Genomic DNA, 14586 nt, shown 5'->3' with positions numbered 1-14586 from the left:
GCGAGCCGCCGCCGAATGGGCAACGGAGTCGCTCCCGCGGGCAAACCTCGGGGCGGCCTCCGCCGCCGCTCCGGTCGCCCCATCGGAGCCAGTCCCAGCCCACTCGAAACCCGTATTCGGACCAGCACTTCAGCGCTCGCAACTCACGCCACGCCGCGCCACGCCGCGCCACGCCACGCCGGGCCGGGCCGGGCCGGGCCGCGCCGGGCCGGGCCGCGCCGGGCCGGGCCGGGCCGCGCCGGGCCGGGCCGCGCCGGGCCGGGCCGCGCCGGGCCGGGCCGCGCCGGGCCGGGCCGCGCCGGGCCGCGCCGCGCCGGGCCGCGCCGCGCCGGGCCGCGCCGCGCCGGGCCGCGCCGCGCCGGGCCGCGCCGCGCCGGGCCGCGCCGCGCCGGGCCGCGCCGCGCCGGGCCGCGCCACGCCGGGCCGGGCCGCGCCACGCCGGGCCGGGCCACGCCACGCCGGGCCACGCCACGCCACGCCGGGCCACGCCACGCCGGGCCATGCCGGGCCACGCCGCGCCACGCCTCACGTCGCGTTCGCGCACTGCGCCTCGCGCTTCGCGTCGCGTTCTGCGCGCGCGTGCCCTGCGCTGGCTTTGTGCTCGTTTCGGTTGGCTGGGCGCTCACGCCCGAAACGTGGGTTATAGCGGGATGGAAAGAGTGACGCCGCACGTGTGCGCGGGACGCGGGTATCGCGCGGTTTTGACCGTGTGCCGGGGAACTGGCCCGATGCGGCGTCCGGAGCGGCGGCGGAGGCCGCCGCGAGGCTTGCCCGCGGGAGCATGCGGGCTGGGCCACGCCGGGAGTGGGAAAGTCTAGATCCTCGATGGGTTTCACGGTGTTGATCCGCGGCGTCGGCGGGCAGCGGTGATCACGCGGATGGTCTCGGCGGGGTTGCGGAGGACGTCGTCGGCGGTGAAGCGGAGTATCAGCCAGCCGAGTTCTTCGAGGCGGCGCCCGCGAGTGATGTCGTTGCGGAACGTGGTGCGCTCGCGGTGGTGATCGCCCTCGTACTCGATCGCGATGCGCAACTCCGGGTAGGCGAGGTCGGCGCGGAACGGCGGGCGGCCGGGCCGGGTGATGATCTCGTGCTGGGCGATCGGGCGGGGGAGGCCGGCATCGGTGATCAGTAGGCGCAGCAGGGTCTCCATGGGGGATTCGGCCAGCGGCTCGGCGTCGGCCAGGCGTGCGGTGAAGAGTGCGACGCCGCGCCAGCCGGTGCGTGCCTTCGCGAGCGCGGTGAGCTGCTCCAGCGTGACAAGCTTGCGGAAGAGCAGCGCGTCCAGCGCCATGATCGCTTGATGCCGGTCGGGCAGGCGGCCGACGTCGAAAGCGGTTCTCGCCGGGTTGGTGACCGGGATTCCGGCGAGTGAGTCCCGATCCTCGGGGAGCAGTTTTCCGCGGGTGATCGTCAGTCTCTCCTGGCTTCGCAGGCTGCGGGTGCGCGGAATGGTGGCGGTGACCGGGGCTCGCTTGTGTGGTGATCCGGCGCCCCAGAGGAATACGGCGCTCGGTCCGCTGATGGCGGCGCCGGCGGGAAGCGTGAGTGCGGCTGCTTCGCACCACATTCGATGATCGCTGGGTGCGAATTCGGCCGCTCGGATGTAGATGTCGTGAAATAGGCGGCGCCAGGCCGCCGTGTTCAGCTGACGGCGGGTGATCAGGCCGGATGCGACGGCGTCACTGCCGCGAAACGGTATGAATCCAAGTTTTCCTGGCAGCGATGGCGAGCGGGTCACGCGACTATTCTGGCGCGACGACCCGAGTGTCAGGATTCGTTTATCGATCGACTGATTAGTGATACGTGGAGCACCGTAAGAGGCCCTCTTACGGTGCTCCACGTATCACTAATGAATCGACATGATCAGGTGCCGGTGGCTATTTCGGGAAATGTCGGGTGAGGAGCGGCGGAATGGGCGGCGGGCGCGAGCTGGATGAGGTCCGTGCCTCGAGGCGTGAGTCGGGCGGTCGTCGATGTCATGAAATATCGGGTGTGGCTGGGTCGCCGGGTGTGGCTGGGCTGCCGGGTGTGGCTGGGTCGCCGGGTGTGGCTGGGCTGCCGGGTGTGGCTGGGTCGCCGGGTGTGGCTGGGCTGCCGGGTGTGGCTGGGCTGCCGGGTGTGGCTGGGCTGCCGGGTGTGGCTGGGTCGCCGGGTGTGGCTGGGCTGCCGGGTGTGGCTGGGTCGCCGGGTGTGGCTGGGCTGCCGGGTGTGGCTGGGTCGCCGGGTGTGGCTGGGCTGCCGGGTGTGGCTGGGCTGCCGGGTGTGGCTGGGCTGCCGGGTGTGGCTGGGCTGCCGGGTGTGGCCGCGGTGCGCGGCGTGGCCAGGATTTCTTCCGGGCGGATCGCGTGCCGGTGCTGGGGTGGGCCGGGTTGCCCGGCGTGGCGGCGTGGCTGGGTTGCCGGGCGGGCTGGGTTGCCGGGCGGGCTGGGTTGCCGGGCGGGCTGGGTTGCTCGGCGGGCCGGGTTGCCGGGCGGGCCGGGTTGCGGGCGGGCCGGGGTGTCGGGGTGGGAGGGCGGTGGAGGGAGGTGGTGGGGTCAGGGGGTGATGGTGACGAGGGTGGAGAAGGGGGTGCCGGCGCGGAGGGCGGTGATCAGGGGGTGGAGGGCGGCGGGGCCGCCGGCGGTGGTGAGCCAGTGGCTGACCAGGCAGGCGGCCTTGGCGTAGGCGTTGTCGGCGGCGGCCGTGTCCAGGTTCCAGTCGCGGGTGGTGAGGGGGAGGGCTTCCGCCAGGGGCATCAGGCAGCGCGTGGCTGAGCCCGGCGGGGCCAGGTAGCGGGCGTCGTCGGAGATGACGACGGCGAGGCCCTCGTCGAACCACTGCGGGACCGTGGCGGAGCCGAGGCGGGTGTGCAGCTCGACGTGGGCCAGTTCGTGGGTGGCGATGACCGGGTTGAGGCCGTCGGGGGAGAGCATCAGGCCGCGGTTGAGGATGGCGATCCCCTTGCTGCCGCCGCCGTGCAGGCGCTGGTAGCACTCGTCGGTGACGCAGGCGAGGACGCGCGGCGTGCTGACCCGGTCGCCGTAGAACCCGCGGATCGTGGCGTCGGCGGCGGACATCACGGTCGCGACCGTGGTGCGCTGGGCGTCGGTGGCGCCGCGTTCGACGTACACCCGGGGCTGGGTCTCGGCGAGGTTGTAGCAGCGCGGGCAGGCGAGCGCGGCGACGGCAGGGTAGGCCACGGCCAGCGCCGCGACCAGGGCCGTGGCCACGGCGACGACCAGGAGCGGCGCGAGTACGAGCGGCCGGCGTCGCAACGGGGCGCGGCCGGCTCCCGGGAGATCCACGGCGGTCAGTCTAGGGCTTGACGCGATGCTCCGTTGAGTGTTCACTGTTCTCAACAGAGAGCAGTGCTCTCAAATGGAGCGGGGAGAGATCATGAGGCTCGTCGAGGTGCCACCCGGGGCAAAGGTCTTCAACGACATCGTCAAGTGGCTGACCGCGCGCGGGGTGAGCCTGCTCGGCAGCCGGGTGCTCGCGGTCCGCGGCCGGCGCAGCGGGGAGATGCGCACCATCGTGGTCAACCTCTTCATCCACGAGGGCGAGCGCTACCTGCTCGCGCCGCGCGGGCACACCCAGTGGGTGCGGAACCTGCGCGCCGCCGGCGAGGCCGAGCTGCGTCTCGGCGGCCGGGTCGAGCACGTCGAGGCGATCGAGGTGGCCGATCCGGACAAGCCGCCGCTGATCCGCCTCTACCTGCGGAAGTGGGCGTGGGAGGTGGGCATGTTCTTCGACGGGCTGCACAGGGACTCGCCGGAGGAGGAACTGCTCGCGGCCGCGCCCGGATTTCCGGTGTTCCGGATCGTGGAGAGGCGGAGTTAGAATCGGGCCAGGCCGAGGGGCGCTGCGACGGACCGCATCTGAAGGTTCGCCACGCTCGGCCTGATCGACATGTTAGAAGGGCGCCTCCGTACCGCGGAGGCGCCCTTTTCGTCGTCTCCCGGTATCGCCGCATGGCCTGACGAGGCCGATGGCGTCACACAAGAGGAGAAAAAACGTGAAAAATCAGGACTACAAGGTCGCTGACCTGTCGCTGGCCGAGGCCGGGCGGCACCAGATCCGGCTGGCCGAGCACGAGATGCCCGGCCTGATGGCGCTGCGCCGGGAGTACGCGGAGTCCCAGCCGCTGCGCGGCGCGCGGATCGCCGGCTCGCTGCACATGACCGTGCAGACCGCGGTGCTGATCGAGACGCTGGTCGCGCTCGGCGCCGAGGTCCGCTGGGTTTCCTGCAACATCTTCTCGACGCAGGACGAGGCGGCCGCCGCGGTCGTCGCGGCCGGCACTCCCGTCTTCGCCTGGAAGGGCGAGACGCTGGAGGAGTACTGGTGGTGCACCATGCGGCTGTTCGACTTCGGTGACGGACAGAGCCCGAACCTGATCGTCGACGACGGCGGGGACGTGACGCTGCTGGTGCACAAGGGCGTCGAGTTCGAGCGGGCCGGCGCGGTCCCGCAGGCGGCCGAGGGCGACCACGAGGAGCAGCGGGTCATCCTGGACACGCTGCGCGCCAGCCTGGCCGAGGACCCGCAGCGTTTCACCCGCATCGCGGAAGGGCTGCGGGGCGTCAGCGAGGAGACGTCGACCGGCGTGGCCCGGCTCTACCGGATGGCGGCCGAGCAGACGCTGCTCTTCCCGGCGATCAACGTCAACGACTCGGTGACCAAGAGCAAGTTCGACAACAAGTACGGCATCCGCCACTCGCTCGCGGACGGGCTCAACCGGGCCACCGACGTCATGCTCGGCGGCAAGCTCGCGGTGATCTGCGGGTACGGCGACGTCGGCAAGGGCGCGTCCGCCGCACTGCGCGGGCAGGGCGCGCGCGTGGTGGTCACGGAGATCGACCCGATCTGCGCGCTGCAGGCCGCGATGGACGGCTTCGAGGTCACCACGGTCGAGGACGTGGTCGGCCGCGGCGACATCTTCATCACCACGACCGGCGGCACCGACATCATCACCGCGGACCACATGTCGCGGATGAAGCACAACGCGATCGTCGGCAACGTCGGCCACTTCGACACCGAGATCGACATGGCCGGACTCGCGGCGTACCCCGGGGTCGAGAAGATCGAGGTCAAGCCGCAGGTGCACGAGTGGCGCTTCCCGGACGGGCACTCGATCCTGGTGCTCTCCGAGGGCCGGCTGATGAACCTGGGCAACGCCACCGGGCACCCGAGCTTCGTCATGTCGAACTCGTTCACCAACCAGGTGATCGCACAGATCGAGCTGTGGACCGGGGAGTACGGCACCGGCGTGCACATGCTGGCGAAGCACCTGGACGAGAAGGTGGCGCGGCTGCACCTGGACGCGCTCGGCGTGCGGCTGACCACGCTCACCAAGGCGCAGGCGGAGTACCTCGGCGTGGCGGTCGAGGGGCCGTACAAGCCGGAGCACTACCGGTACTGAGGCACGAAAAAAGGGGCGCCCCCGTCAAGAGGGCGCCCCGAAACCCTTACTTCGAAGCCGCGGCGACCTCGTACAGCTTCTCCGGCGCGACCAGGCCCGCGTAGACCTTGCCGTCGTCGGTCACCAGCACGCTGAACAGGTTGCCGGAGAGCAGGTTGCCCTTGCCCCAGGCGCCGCTCACCTCGGGGAACGTCTCGGAGAGCGCGGAGAGCTGGTCGGCGCTCAAGCCCTTCTCCGGCGCGGCCTCCGGCTCGCCGGACTGCTTCTCCGACTCCGGCACGGCGGCCTGGGCCGCGTTCAGGTCAGCGGTCAGGACCGTGGTCCAGCCCTCGCCGACCGTCTTCGGGCCGGCGGCCTCCGCGACCTTGTCCATCGCGGCCTGCTCCTCGGCCGACAGCTCCTTGCCGGCCTCGGTGTCCTCGAGCTCCTTGGCGTTGCCCTCGGTGACGGTGCCGCCCGGCGGCGGGTTGAACGCGAACTGCTCCGCGCTCGGACGGGCGAAGTCGACCTGGGTGAACGCGACCTTGAACGCGGACACGCCGTCCTTCTTCGCCAGCACCTCGACCCGCAGCGGGATCTTGTGCTCGCCGTCGATCGCCAGCCGCACCTCGCCGACCAGCGACGCGTCGTCGCGCGGGCGCAGGATCAGCTCGTACGCATCGCGGCCGGCCACCTTCGCCGACCGGCCCACCACGACCTCGGTGGTCGGGTCGACCGCGGCGAGCGCCTGGTCGGCGGCCTCCTGCGGCGTGGTCGGGATGTCCGAGGCCAGCGGCAGCGGCGTGTCGGCCGCGTGCTCGTCCGAGACCGTCCAGTGCTGCGCGGTGTTGCCCGCGCTCTGCCAGATCCACACGTCCGTGCCGTTGCGGATCACGTCGGTCTGGCCGAGCGTGCCGACCAGCGCGATCCGGGACTTGTCCGGCTCCGAGTGCCAGACCCGCAGCGTGTTCGTGCCGGCGACCAGCGAGCCGAGGTTGCCGGTCTCGCCGCCGACGTCAGCGGCCAGCTTCGCGACGCCGGGCAGGCCGAGGTCGGCGGACTGCACGACGGTGCCGGACAGGCCGTCGACCTTCGCGTTCTGCAGATCGACCAGGAGCTCGGCCGCGCTGCGCTGCGGGAGCACCGAGTCGGCGCCCGCGGCGAGCGCGCCCACCGCGGCGCCTCCGCCGATGATGGTGACCGCGGCCGCGGCCGGGATCAGCCAACGCCGGGCCGTCTGGGATTTCATCAGTGACATGGGTGTCGCACCTCCTGCACACCATGATGGGTCGGCGTGCCTGTGACGAAGCTGAGGCGCTGAGGCGAACCTGAGAGCGCTCGTGGCACTGTAACCCTCATGCGACTGCTGGTGGTCGAGGACGAGGCCCGGATGGCGCGGGCGGTGCAGCGCGGCCTGCAGGCCGAGGGGTTCGCGGTGGACGTGGCCGCGGACGGGCCGTCCGGGCTGGAGATGGCCCGGCACGGCGGGTACGACGCGATGATCCTGGACGTGATGCTGCCCGGCCTGTCCGGCTATCGCGTGGTGCGCCAGCTGCGCGCGGAGGACGTCTGGCTGCCGGTGCTGATGCTCAGCGCGAAGGACGGCGAGTACGACCAGGCGGACGGGCTCGACTGCGGCGCCGACGACTATCTGACCAAGCCGTTCTCGTTCGTGGTGCTGCTGGCCCGGCTGCGCGCGCTGCTGCGCCGCGGTGCGCCCCAGCGACCGGCCGTGCTCACGGTCGGCGACCTCACGCTCGACCCGGCGCAGCGGCGCGTCGAACGGGCCGGCGCCGCGATCACGCTGACCGCGCGCGAGTTCGCGCTGCTGGAATATCTGATGCGCCGCGAGGGCGAGGTCGTCTCCAAGACCGAGCTGCTCGACCACGTCTGGGACGCCGCGATGGAGACCGCGCCGAACGCGGTGGAGGTCTACGTCGGCTACCTGCGCCGCAAGATCGGGCGGGACCTGCTGGAGACCGTGCGCGGCGCCGGCTACCGCCTCTCGGCGCTCTAGATGACCGAAAACCCTTCGCGGGTACGCCGTGAGCGCTCACTGCGTACCCGCATCGTGCTTCTGGGGGTCTTCGGGCTGACCGTGGGACTCGCGATCGGCGGGATCACGCTGATCGGCGTGCTCGGCTTCGCGCTGAACCGCACCGCGCACGAAGAGGCGGCCAAGACCGCGCAGGGCGTGGTGGCGCTGATCGAGGAGGACGTGCTGACCGACTCGCCGGTCCCGGTCGCCGGCACGGACGTGCGCGTGCAGGTGGTCGACGCCCAGGGGCGCGTGCGGTACTCGTCGGTCGGCGCGGACCGGCTCGTCCCGATGCTGTTCCCGGACGAGCTGACGCGCGCGTTCGCGGGCGAGCGCGTGCTGATCGACGGCGTGCGGCTCGGCATCGAGGGACCGGTGCTGGTCGTCCCGGCCGGCGTCGGCACCGACGAGGGACATTTCACCGTGCTCGTCGCCAAGTCGATGGACGACCTCTACCGGAGCGCGAGCGTGGTCCGCACCGCGCTGCTGATCGCGTTTCCGCTGCTGGTCGCGGTGCTCGCGATCGTCGGGTGGCGGGTCGTCGGCGCCACGCTGCGCCCGGTCGAGGAGCTGCGGCGCGGCGCCGAGGAGATCACCGGCGGTGGGCGGGCCGGCCGGCTGCCGGTCCCCGCGTCCCGCGACGAGATCCACCGGCTCGCGGTCACGCTCAACGACATGCTCTCCCGGCTGGACGCGGCCCGGGCCCGGCAGCGCGCGTTCGTCGCGGACGCGGCCCACGAGCTGCGCAGCCCGCTGGCCAGCATGCGGGTCCAGCTGGAGGTCGCGCAGCGGCTGCCCGGCGACACCGACTGGCCGGCGTTCGCCGACGACCTCATGCTGGACGCGGACCGGCTCTCCCGGCTCGTCGACGACCTGCTGCTGCTGGCCCGCGCGGACGACTCGGCCGAGGCCGCGCGGCGCACCGCCCCGGTCGAGCTCGGCGAGTTGCTCACCGACCTGGCCGCGCGCTACCCGGCCGTGGTGTTCACGACGCCGGCCGAGCAGTTCTGGACCGACGGCGACGCGGACGCGCTGCGCCGTGCGGTATCGAACCTGCTGGACAACGCGGGCCGGCACGCGCGGTCGACGGTCGCGCTGACCGTCGGCGCGGACGGCGACCGGCACCTGATCACGGTCACCGACGACGGGCCCGGCATCCCGGCCGCGGACCGGGAACGCGTCTTCGACCGCTTCACCCGGCTCGACGACGCGCGCGCCCGGGACGCCGGCGGATCCGGGCTCGGGCTCGCGATCGTCCGGGAGGTGGTCCGGCTGCACCACGGCACGATCACGCTGGCGGACGCGGCGCCCTCCGGGCTGCGGGCGGAGATCCGGCTGCCGGTGCTGCCGGAATGAGCGCGTCGACCCGTCCGTGATCAGCGGTTCGTGCAGACCTCCGGCGCCTTCTCGATCTCCTCGACCGAGTAGACGATGGCGACCGTGAAGCAGTAGTCCGCGTCCGGGTTCAGGTTGTAGACCGGGTACTGCTCGCTGCCGGCCGGCAGCTCATCGATCGCCACCGAGTTGCCGCGCCGGCCGCCGGTCAGCACCACCGGGCCCTCCGCGTTCTCCGGGTACGTCCAGGTCAGCGTCACCTCCGTGCGCGAGTCCCGGATCCGCACGTTCGACGGCGGTCCGCCGCCCGCGCGCGCCGGCGCCCCCGCGGGCGGCGGTGTGGCACCGGCGGACGGCGGGTTCGCGGTCGCGGTCGGCGCCGGCGGCGGCGTCTCCCGGGTGTCGCGCTCGGTCAGCAGGAAACCGCCGATCACCACGACCGTGCCGAGTCCGACCGCGACCAGCGCGGCCACGATCTTGCCGGTCGGCCGCTCCGGGTACCGCTCCGGCGCGAGCCCGGCCGGGCGGCGGGCCGGCACCAGCATGCCCGGGTGCCGCTGCCCCGCCGGCGGCCCCGCGGTCAGCGAGCGATCTCCCTGGGTACGCCGGTGCGCCTTGATCTGCGGCTGCCCGGGCTGACCGTAGCCCGGCGCCAGCGGCGAGTACCGGCCACCCGGAGGCGGCGTGCGGACACCGCGAGCCGGCGTGCGCCACGGCTGGTCCTGCCGGGCCTGACGCTGCGCGTAGCCCCGGGGTGACTCCTCGGCCTCGCCGGGAACATGCGGATCGGCGGGAACACGCGGCTCGGCCGGGATACGCGGCTCGGCCGGGACCGGATAGCGGGGCTGCGCGACCGCGGGCGGCGCGGCCTGCGGCATCTGCCCGGCTTGCGGCCCGTGCCCACTCAGATCATCGAAGACGGCCGGTGGCAGCGGCGCGGCCGCGTTGTCGTCCGTCCAGTACCGCTCGTCCGGGGTGACGTCGCGCTGGTCCGTGTAGGGGGCCGGCGTGCCACCGAGGCCGTCGTCGTAGGGGACCGGTGTGGGCGGCGTCGCGTAGCGGCCGGATCGCGCCTGCGGCGGCACGTGACCGGGCTGCTCCGCGATCGGCGGGGGTGCGGATGACCACGCGCCGGAGGCGTCCGGCGGCTGCCAGGCCGGCGGTTCGTCCAGCGGCCAGTCCCCGAACGTCTCCTCGGCCGGCGTCTCCGCCTCGGTCCGCGCGCCGCTCCAGGCGTAGGTGGTGCCGGGCGTGGTGGGCGGACCGGCGTCGGTCTCGGGCCGGGTGCCGTCCTTGGCACCCGCGGCGGACGGGTCCGCGGTGGTGCCGGCGTCGGCCGGAGCCGCGGGCGGGGGGACCGGCGCCGGATGGGCCGCGGCGCCCGAGACCCACGGCGTGGACCGGGGGATGCCGGAACCGGGATAGCGCGGCGTGGGCGCGGCGGCCGGCGGAGGCGTGCGCGCGGGCGGTGTCCACGGCGTCGCGCCACTGTCGCTGCCACGCGGCCATGGCTCGGAGGGGCCGCGCTCGGACGGCGGCTGCCAGGTTTCCGACCGCTCGTTCCGGGGCCGCCACGGCGCGGGCTGTTCACCGGGCGACGACGTGGCGGCCGGCGGCTCATCGGCCGGTGCGGTCGTGCCGGGCTGTTCGGCGGCCGGTGCGGTCGTGCCGGGCTGTTCGTCGGCCGAGGTGGGCCGGCCGGGCTGTTCGCCGGTCGAGGCGCCGGCGTCCGGGCGGGCCACGGGAACCGAATCCTGAGCCGGCGCCCAGGTCTCGGGATGTGCCGTCCGCTGGGACTCGGCCGGTCCCCAGGTCTCGGAGGGAATCGACGGCTGAGGTTCGGCCGGTGCCGGAGGCGTCCACGGTGCGTCGGCGGCATCGTTCCCGTCCGGGCGGGACGCGGCGTAGAAGCTGACCGCGCGCCACGGCTCCAGATCGTCGCCGCCCTGTAGCGGTGGATGCCACGGGCCGACGACCGGCTCGTCGTCTCGCTCCGCCAGCTTGCCGGAGCCGGGCCGGTGCTCGAACTGCGCGGTGGGATCGGTCTGTGGCGCGGCGGGATCGGTCTGCGATGCGGTGGGATCGGTCTGTGGCGCGGCGGGATCGGTCTGCGATGCGGTGGGATCGGTCTGCGGCGCGGTGGGATCGGTCTGCGATGCGGTGGGATCGGTCTGCGGCGCGGCGGGATCGGTCTGCGATGCGGTGGGATCGGTCTGCGATGCGGCGGGATCGGCCTGTGACGCGGTGAAATCGGCGTGCGACGTGGCGGGATCGTCCCAAGGCGCGGTGCCGGTCCCGTGATCCGGCATCGGTGGTTGCCACGTCGCGGAGACCGGCGAGTCGGAGGCGGGTGCCCGGAGAACCGCGTCCTCGGGTCGCCCGGAATCGCCGCCGGATCGTGGGCTCGCGGCACCGAGTGCGGCGTCGGGATCGAGAAGCGGTGATTGCCACGACGGAGCCGTGTGCTCGCCGATCGCCGGGCGAGATGCGGGCTCCGGCTCTTCGCCGGCCAGTGCGGAAGCAGCCGGTTCCGGAGCCACCGGCGGCAGGTGCCAGGCCTCGGTGCCGTCGTCCTCGCCGGAGCCCTGCCAAGCACCGCCGCCGGGCGACTCGCCGCCGGGCGACTCGCCGCCGGGCGACTCGCCGCCGGGCGACTCGCCGCCGGGCGACTCGACGTCGGCACGGCCGTCCTCTTCGGACGCTCCGCCGGCTCGCCCGTCGTCGTTCGCCTTGGCGTCGTGGCGGGTGACGCCGACCTCGCCGCGCGACTCGGCTGCGGCCTCCGGCGACCGTGCGGGCTCCGGCGACCGTGCGGGCTCCGGGACGCGGGGTTCCGCGTCGTCCTGCTCCGGCTGCTCGCGGAAGTCCGGGAGCGGTGCCGGCACCTCGAGCTCAGGGGCCGGCTCTGGCGTGGTCGGGGAGATATCGCCGCTGGAGACACCGATCGACGCGGTTCTCGCATATGACGTCGGGCCGGGTTCCCAGTCGACGTCCTGGGCGGTCAGATCGTCCACATCGGGCGGGAAGTCGTCGGGCGACGGCTCGTCCGGATGATCCATCGGCGGCTGCGGGCTTGCGGCACCGGTCACCCACGGAGACGGTCTCGGCTGCCGCTGCGGTGCGGTGCCCCACGGGGTGCCGGTCGCGGCGGAGTCCCGCCTCGCATCCGTTGCATCCCTGGCAGCCGGCACCTCGCCGGGCCAGGTTCGGCCCGGTGCCTGGGCGTCACCAGTGATCTCAGCGCCGCCACCGGGCGAGTCCTCGGCGGCCGCCGTGCCGACTGCGTTTCCGGCATCCACCGAATCCGCTACCTCGGCAACACCGGCGGCTCCCGTGGCGCCGGTGGGACCAGCGTTACCGGCGGCATCCGCCAGACCTGTGGGGCCAGCACCGCCAGCTCCGGCGACGCCCGCAGCACCGCCAGCTCCGGCGACGCCCGCAGCACCGCCAGCTCCGGCGACGCCCCGGGAACCGCCTCCGGCGGCTCCGGCCGTGCCGGCGGCTCCGGTGGTGCCGCCAGCTCCGGTAGTGCTGGCGGTTCCGGTGGTGCCGCCAGCTCCCGCAGTGCCCGCGGCTCCCGTAGCGCCGTCGGAGGCGGTTCCCACAGGGTCGGCCGTCGTCGCGTCCGGGACGTCCGTGGAGTCGGCGTCCGGGACGTCCGTGGCTTCCGCGGTCGGGAGGGGGCCGACGGCTGTCGACGTACCCGCGAAGGGGGGTTGGGGGGTTTCAGCCTGTGGCGGATCGGCGGAGAAGTCGTCGTCGGCCGGGGAGACGTTGCGGCAGATGTGCTCGGGGTCGGCGGGGGCGCGGGCGAGGGCCGCGATCTGGGCCGCCATCGGGTGGTCGGCCGGGAGGTAGTCGCGGCACAGGTCGCGGGCGCCGCTGAAGAGCCGGTGAGCCTCGCCGAAGTTGCCGCAGTCGCGTTCCATGGTGCCGAGCCGGGCGAGCATCTTGATGCCCGCGGGATGGCCCTCGCCGTAGGTCTCCCGATGCCGCCGGTACGCGTCCGCGAGCAGCCGCCGGGCCGTCACGCACTCGCCGCGCGCGTGCTCGACCGTGGCCAGGTCGGCCTGGGCTGCCAGCACCCGCATCGAGCCCGGGCCGTCGACCAGCGTGAGCCGCGCGACCACGTCGCGGTAGAGGTGGGCCGCTGAGGCGTTCGCGCCGACCCGGTGCAGCACGGCCGCGAGCGTGGCGGCCGCGACCACGGTGCGCTCGTCGGCCGGCCCGCGCAGCCGCCGCTGGGCCGTGTGCGCGAACGTGGCCCAGGCGCGGGCCGAGTGCGGCTCGCCGAGCGCCACCAGGATGCGGGCGAGCAGGCCCGCCGCGTCGGCCAGGTCGGCCGACGCGCGCAGCGGATCGACGTCGACGGCGGCGAGCGCGTCACTGAGCAGCATCTGGGCGGCCCCGAGGTCGCCCGCGCCGATCAGATCCTTCGCGTGCGCTGTCAGTTCAGCCAATCCGTGGGACACGTGCCCCATAGTGCTCGTTCCGGAACGATGTGTTCAAGTGGGCGCTCTCGGCCGTGCTGTTCCGGGAATGCCGTACCGGGCGATTCCGGACTGTCGCGAAGCCGTCAGCGTAGCTCGTGCTCCGGGTCGAGGTGGTCGAGCAGCCGGGAGCTGATCGCGCCGAGCTGGGTGAGCTGTTCCGGGGTCAGCTGGTCGAAGAGGTGGGCGCGGACGCCGTCGACGTGCCGGGGCGCGGCCGCGGCGAGCACCTCGTAGCCCCGCTCGGTGAGCACGGCGAGCTGGCCGCGCCGGTCGGTGGGGCAGTCCTCGCGCCGCACCCAGCCCTGCTCGGTGAGCCGGGTCACCGCGTGCGAGATCCGGCTGCGGGATGAGGCCAGCGAGTCGGCGAGGTCGCTCATCCGCATGCTGCGGTCGGGGGCCTCGGACAGCCGGACCAGGATCTCGTAGTAGGCGTGCGGCATGCCTGAGTCCCGCTGCAGCTCCCGGTCCAGCGTCTCCAGCATTGCTCGGGAGGCGAAGAGGAACGCCCGCCAGGTGCGTTGTTCCTCGGGGTTCAGCCAGCGCGTCATGACCGTATGATAATCAACTAGTTGAACCTTCAACTACCAACATGGATGAAGGGATCGTCATGGGTGTCGTCCGGCTCAACCACGCCGTGCTGTACATCAGCGACCTCGACCGGAGCGTCGCGTTCTACCGGGACGTGCTCGGCTTCCGCCAGGTGCCGATGACGCCGAACGGGTTCCGCGCCGCGTTCATGCAGGCGCCGGACTCGTCGAACGACCACGACCTGGGGCTCTTCGAGATAGGCCCGGCCGGTCCGTCGATGGCCGGGCGGGCCACGGTCGGGCTCTACCACCTCGCGTGGGAGGTCGACACGCTGGACACGCTGGAAGAGGTGATGGTGGCGCTGGCGAACGCGGACGCACTGGTCGGCACGTCCGACCACGGGAGCACCAAGAGCCTCTACGGCAGGGACCCGGACGGGCTGGAGTTCGAGGTGGTCTGGCTGATCCCGAAGGACCTGCTGGACGACGCGGCGCTGGCGGCCCGCAAGACGATCGGGCGGCTGGACCTCGCGAAGGAGAAGAAGCGATACGGCGGTCAGACGCGGGGTGGAGTGGGAATCTCCGTCCCGGTCTGACCGCCGTATCGGGGAGTCAGTTCGTCGAGCGCGACTTGTCCTGCTTCCAGGAGAACGGACCGGGAAGGTCGACGCGGTGCGCGCGTGCCTTCGAGTTCCAGGACCAGCGGCCGATCTTGATGCTCCACGACGAGAAACCGTTCTCGGTGAAGTTGAAGATCAGCGGTCCGAACTTCCTGCGCTTACGGAACATCAGGCCCATGGCGTGTTGCTCCCT

General features: G+C 73.2%; 12 protein-coding genes and 1 riboswitch. Of the genes, 5 read left to right on the top strand and 7 right to left on the bottom strand.

All coding sequences use genetic code 11. From position 1 onward, the window contains the following. Nucleotides 1-129: 129 nt before the first annotated feature. The 3 genes from J2S43_RS25635 to J2S43_RS25625 form a co-directional block, all read right to left on the bottom strand. Nucleotides 130-522: a hypothetical protein gene (locus tag J2S43_RS25635; RefSeq protein WP_306833393.1), complete on the bottom strand. Its 393-nt coding sequence runs from the start codon at nucleotides 520-522 to the stop codon at nucleotides 130-132. A gap of 310 nt (nucleotides 523-832) precedes the next feature. After that, nucleotides 833-1840, bottom strand: coding sequence for a DUF559 domain-containing protein (locus tag J2S43_RS25630; RefSeq protein WP_306833391.1), 1008 nt, complete (start codon nucleotides 1838-1840; stop codon nucleotides 833-835). A gap of 694 nt (nucleotides 1841-2534) precedes the next feature. Next, nucleotides 2535-3284 (bottom strand): hypothetical protein, encoded by a 750-nt coding sequence (locus J2S43_RS25625; RefSeq protein ID WP_306833389.1) that lies wholly within the window; start codon nucleotides 3282-3284, stop codon nucleotides 2535-2537. Nucleotides 3285-3375: 91 nt separating this feature from the next. On the opposite strand from J2S43_RS25625, the gene J2S43_RS25620 reads away from it, so the two are divergent. Together J2S43_RS25620 and ahcY are read left to right on the top strand one after the other, a co-directional pair. Then, nucleotides 3376-3819 (top strand): nitroreductase/quinone reductase family protein, encoded by a 444-nt coding sequence (locus J2S43_RS25620; RefSeq protein ID WP_306833388.1) that lies wholly within the window; start codon nucleotides 3376-3378, stop codon nucleotides 3817-3819. Nucleotides 3820-3827: 8 nt separating this feature from the next. Continuing rightward, nucleotides 3828-3912: riboswitch (S-adenosyl-L-homocysteine riboswitch) on the top strand. Between the two features lie 55 nt (nucleotides 3913-3967). Next, a complete protein-coding gene (gene ahcY / locus J2S43_RS25615; protein WP_306833386.1) occupies nucleotides 3968-5401 on the top strand; it encodes an adenosylhomocysteinase in 1434 nt (477 codons plus the stop codon). Between the two features lie 46 nt (nucleotides 5402-5447). Here the strand turns inward: ahcY and J2S43_RS25610 are convergent, their stop codons facing one another. Continuing rightward, nucleotides 5448-6638 carry a LolA family protein gene (locus J2S43_RS25610; protein ID WP_306833384.1) on the bottom strand — a complete coding sequence of 397 codons (1191 nt, stop codon included), beginning with the start codon at nucleotides 6636-6638 and terminating at the stop codon, nucleotides 5448-5450. A 99-nt stretch (nucleotides 6639-6737) separates the two neighbouring features. On the opposite strand from J2S43_RS25610, the gene J2S43_RS25605 reads away from it, so the two are divergent. Together J2S43_RS25605 and J2S43_RS25600 are read left to right on the top strand one after the other, a co-directional pair. After that, nucleotides 6738-7397, top strand: a complete 660-nt coding sequence (locus J2S43_RS25605; RefSeq protein WP_306833381.1) for a response regulator transcription factor — start codon at nucleotides 6738-6740, stop codon at nucleotides 7395-7397. A 54-nt stretch (nucleotides 7398-7451) separates the two neighbouring features. Further along, nucleotides 7452-8774, top strand: coding sequence for a sensor histidine kinase (locus tag J2S43_RS25600; protein ID WP_306839443.1), 1323 nt, complete (start codon nucleotides 7452-7454; stop codon nucleotides 8772-8774). A gap of 20 nt (nucleotides 8775-8794) precedes the next feature. Here the strand turns inward: J2S43_RS25600 and J2S43_RS25595 are convergent, their stop codons facing one another. Together J2S43_RS25595 and J2S43_RS25590 are read right to left on the bottom strand one after the other, a co-directional pair. Then, entirely contained in the window at nucleotides 8795-13225 is a 4431-nt protein-coding gene (locus tag J2S43_RS25595) for a tetratricopeptide repeat protein (protein ID WP_306833378.1), read from the bottom strand. 104 nt (nucleotides 13226-13329) lie between these two features. Beyond that, complete coding sequence (locus tag J2S43_RS25590) at nucleotides 13330-13794, bottom strand: MarR family winged helix-turn-helix transcriptional regulator (protein ID WP_306833377.1); 465 nt, start codon at nucleotides 13792-13794, stop codon at nucleotides 13330-13332. A 41-nt stretch (nucleotides 13795-13835) separates the two neighbouring features. Here J2S43_RS25590 and J2S43_RS25585 point away from each other — a divergent pair, with 41 nt between their 5' ends. Further along, on the top strand, nucleotides 13836-14369 hold the full coding sequence (locus J2S43_RS25585; RefSeq protein ID WP_306833374.1) for a VOC family protein: 534 nt from the start codon (nucleotides 13836-13838) through the stop codon (nucleotides 14367-14369). A 16-nt stretch (nucleotides 14370-14385) separates the two neighbouring features. Here the strand turns inward: J2S43_RS25585 and J2S43_RS25580 are convergent, their stop codons facing one another. Then, nucleotides 14386-14571, bottom strand: coding sequence for a DUF4236 domain-containing protein (locus J2S43_RS25580; RefSeq protein ID WP_306833372.1), 186 nt, complete (start codon nucleotides 14569-14571; stop codon nucleotides 14386-14388). Nucleotides 14572-14586 lie beyond the last annotated feature (15 nt).

The sequence above is a fragment of the Catenuloplanes nepalensis genome (assembly GCF_030811575.1).
Lineage (GTDB): Bacteria > Actinomycetota > Actinomycetes > Mycobacteriales > Micromonosporaceae > Catenuloplanes > Catenuloplanes nepalensis.
Note: the sequence above shows the minus strand (reverse complement) of the source record. Positions and strands in the feature narration are given on the sequence as shown.